The following is a 2,674-nucleotide window of genomic DNA, read 5'->3' as shown; positions in this document are numbered from 1 at the left end:
CCAGGAGCCGCGGTACGGGATGATCTTCGCCAGGATGAACGTCCGCCCCGGGTTGGATTCGAAGAAGACCCCCGGGCTGCGGTGGAGCTGGCTGACGATGACCCGCTCGGTGCCGTTGACGATGAAGGTGCCCTTGTCGGTCATGAGCGGAATGTCGCCCATGTAGACGTCCTGCTCCTTGATGTCCTTGACCGAGCGGGCGCCGGTTTCCTCGTCCGATTCAAAGACGATCAGGCGCAGCTTGACCTTCAGCGGCGCGGCATAGGTCATGTCGCGCTGGATGCATTCCTCGACGTCGTACTTCGGGTCCTCGAACTCGTAAGAGACGTATTCCAGGATGGCGCGCTCGTTGAAGTCCTTGATCGGGAAGACCGACTTGAACACCGCCTCGATGCCCTGGTCCTTGCGTGGGCCCGAGCGGACCTCGCGCTGCAGGAACTGCTCGTAGGAGGCGCGCTGAACCTCGATCAGGTTCGGCATCTGCACCGCTTCCGGGATGCGCCCGAAGGAGTGGCGGATACGCTTCTTGCCGGTGAACGAGGTGGCGGTGAGGAACTGACCGTTGACGGTGAGTTCCGCTTTGGACTTGGCCATTCTGTCTTCCCAATGCGGCGGACCGGGCAGCCCGCTCAATGCAGCAGCCACGGCTCCGCCATTCCGGCGACCCGTGACCATCGGTTTCGGCGTCCACCCTCGGGCCTTGCGGTCCCAGGACACCTGAAATGTAAGGCTCCCTTGGGGAGGAGCGCGCCTTCGCACCGGTCGGAGGGCGACAAACCGGGCCTCGGCGCTTTCGCGCGTATCTCTTCACGGAGTTAGCGGAACGCGCTGATATACTCGCTTTGACGGCGAAATAAAGACCGTCGGCGTCCTTTTTCGAAGCCTCGCGCGAAGCGGCCGCTCCAGTGGGGCCATTGCTTTGCAACGGCAGGGAAAATAGCGTCGCCGCATGACACGCATCGCGCTCGCGGCCGCCGCCGCCCTGACCCTTTCCGCCTGCGCCTCGGCCGGGCCGAATCCCTGGGACTTCTCCGGCTCGTCGACCCAGGAGAACTGGAACGCCGGCAATGCGGCCTATCTGGAGTGGAACGCCGCGCAGGGGGGATGGACCACCACCGCCACCGGCCTGCAGTACCGCCGGGTCGGCCCCCCCAGGCCCCAGGGCCGCCAGCCCGCCTCGACCGACGCGGTCAGGGTCCACTACCGCGGGACCTTCGTCGACGGGCGCGAGTTCGACAGCTCGTACGCCCGCAACGAGCCGGCCGAGTTCCCGCTCAACCGGGTCATCAAGGGCTGGACCGAGGGCGTCGGCCTGATGCGCGAGGGCGAGAAGTTCGAGTTCGTCATCCCCGCGGCGCTCGGCTACGGCGACCGCTGGGTCGGCGGCGACGAACTTCCGCCCAACTCGACCCTGCTGTTCACCGTCGAACTGCTGGAAGTGAAGCCCGCCGCCTGAGCGGGAACTCCCAACATGACGAGGATTTAATCCGGCGGGCCGCCGCGGCGCTCTAGCTTGCCGGCGAACCTCACTGACCGAGAGCCTCCGATGATGCGTTCCGCCCGCCTGCTCGCCTCCGCCTGCGCCGCCGCGCTGCTGTTTGGTTCGGCCCCGGCATTGGCCCAGGTCGGAACGCCCGCGCTGGACCGCGCGCTGGCCCCGATCCCCACGCCGCGCGACGCCCCCTACCCCGGCGTGATCTCGCTGGACATGGACGCCACCGACCTCGACCGCCGCATCGTCTCGGTCAGGCAGACCATCCCCGTCGCCGCGCCCGGGCCGATGATCCTGCTGTATCCTCAGTGGATCCCCGGCAACCACGGCCCCGTCGGCCCGGTCGACGACATCGCCGACCTGAGGATCACCGCCAACGGCCAGCCGCTGCGCTGGGTCCGCAACACCGTACACACCAACGGATTCCAGATCGAGGTTCCCGCCGGCGCGACCTCGATCGACGTCTCGTTCAAATGGCTGACGCCGATCGAGGGCAGCCAGGGCCGCGTCGTCATCACCGACGAGATGCTCAACATCCAGTGGGAGAAGGCCCTGCTCTATCCGGCGGGCTACCGGTCCAGCCAGATCACCTTCCGTCCGACGCTGCGTCTGCCCGCCGGCTGGCAGTACGGCACGGCGCTGGACACCCTCAGCTTCCAGAACGGGCTGGCGACCTTCGCCCCGATCACGCTGGAGCATTTCGCCGACAGCCCGGTGTTCGCGGGCAAACACTATCGCCAGATCGACCTCGATCCGGGCGGCCGCTCGCCCGTCCGCCTGAACATCGTCGCCGACGACGCCGACATGCTGGCCGCCACAGACGAGCACATCGAACTGCACCGCAATCTGGTGGATCAGGCCGACCGCCTGTTCGGCGCCCGCCACTTCAACCACTACGACTTCCTGCTGGCGGTCAGCGACAAGCTGGGCGGCATCGGGCTGGAGCACCACCGCTCGTCCGAGAACAGCGTCGACACCGACTATTTCACCGCCCGGACCAACACGCTCGCCGACCGCGACCTGCTCGGCCACGAATACGTCCACTCCTGGAACGGCAAGTGGCGGCGGCCGGCCGACCAGTTGACCCCGACCCTCAATGAGCCGCTGCAGAACTCCCTGCTCTGGGTCTATGAAGGCCAGACGCAGTACTGGGGTCAGGTGCTGACCGCCCGCGCGGGCCTG

1 protein-coding gene and 2 pseudogenes are annotated in these 2,674 nt (G+C 67.1%); 2 read left to right on the top strand and 1 reads right to left on the bottom strand.

All coding sequences use genetic code 11. The features are described from left to right. Window positions 1-594 (bottom strand): annotated as a pseudogene (locus VEC04_RS05565) (DNA-directed RNA polymerase subunit beta); the annotation flags it as partial. A 355-nt stretch (window positions 595-949) separates the two neighbouring features. Between VEC04_RS05565 and VEC04_RS05560 the strand changes: the two are divergent. Together VEC04_RS05560 and VEC04_RS05555 are read left to right on the top strand one after the other, a co-directional pair. Further along, complete coding sequence (locus VEC04_RS05560) at window positions 950-1,456, top strand: FKBP-type peptidyl-prolyl cis-trans isomerase (RefSeq protein ID WP_324774659.1); 507 nt, start codon at window positions 950-952, stop codon at window positions 1,454-1,456. A 93-nt stretch (window positions 1,457-1,549) separates the two neighbouring features. After that, window positions 1,550-2,674: pseudogene (locus tag VEC04_RS05555) on the top strand (peptidase M61); the annotation flags it as partial.

The organism is Brevundimonas sp. (genome assembly GCF_035626535.1).
In the GTDB taxonomy this organism is placed as follows: domain Bacteria; phylum Pseudomonadota; class Alphaproteobacteria; order Caulobacterales; family Caulobacteraceae; genus Brevundimonas.
Note: the sequence above shows the minus strand (reverse complement) of the source record. Positions and strands in the feature narration are given on the sequence as shown.

Excerpts from the sequence above, each read along its gene's own strand:
- VEC04_RS05560 (WP_324774659.1), top strand. The coding sequence starts at position 950 with ATGACACGCATCGCGCTCGCGGCCGCCGCCGCCCTGACCCTTTCCGCC.